1 protein-coding gene and 1 pseudogene are annotated in these 567 nt (G+C 70.0%); one reads left to right on the top strand and one right to left on the bottom strand.

Annotation, left to right across the window (positions count from 1 at the left end):
• A partial coding sequence (locus U9983_RS28060) for a transposase (protein ID WP_416211487.1) occupies positions 1-184 on the bottom strand: 184 nt, incomplete at its 3' end.
• Positions 185-246: 62 nt separating this feature from the next.
• Between U9983_RS28060 and U9983_RS22625 the strand changes: the two are divergent.
• Positions 247-567, top strand: a pseudogene (locus U9983_RS22625) (transposase); the annotation flags it as partial.

Raw genomic sequence — 567 nt, 5'->3', positions numbered from 1 at the left:
CTGGTCCGGACAGCGTTCTGCGGAACAGTTTCGCGATGTTGTCGGTGAGGGTGATGAGTTTCCATTCGGCGTCGGCGGCAGCCAGGCCGACGCAGATGAACTGGCGGATGTCGCGGTTGTTTTTAACCTGTCCGAATCCGGTTTCGACGGTGGCGGCGCGGCGCCGGTAAGTCGCTTTTCCCAGGCGGTGTCGAGAATCCAGTCGATGCGGTCGGCGGGGGTCAGGCCGCCGGGACCGGGGCGGCGTTGCTGTGGCGGGCCCCGACCGGCCTGGTCCTCCCCGTCGTGACGGTGCTGGCCGATGGGACCTACCTGACCCTGCTGATCAACCCGCGTGTGCAGGGTGCCCGCCGGGCGCGTCTGCTGGCGGCGGCCCGGGCCGGTGAAGCGCTCGACCCGACCGACGCCCACCTGGTCCGGGTCGTGGAAGACGACGTGCCCGACCGGGACGGCAACGGCACCGGCGAACTGATCGTCCTGCTGGCCACCATCGGCGACCCGGCCGCCGCCCACGCCGACGAACTCGCCGCGGCCTACCACCAGCCGTGGGAGGAAGAAACCGCCAAC

The sequence above is a fragment of the Protofrankia sp. Cas3 genome (assembly GCF_963555955.1).
In the GTDB taxonomy this organism is placed as follows: Bacteria; Actinomycetota; Actinomycetes; order Frankiales; family Frankiaceae; genus Protofrankia.
The sequence above is the reverse complement of the archived record's forward strand: the minus strand, read 5'-3'. Positions and strand labels throughout refer to the sequence as shown.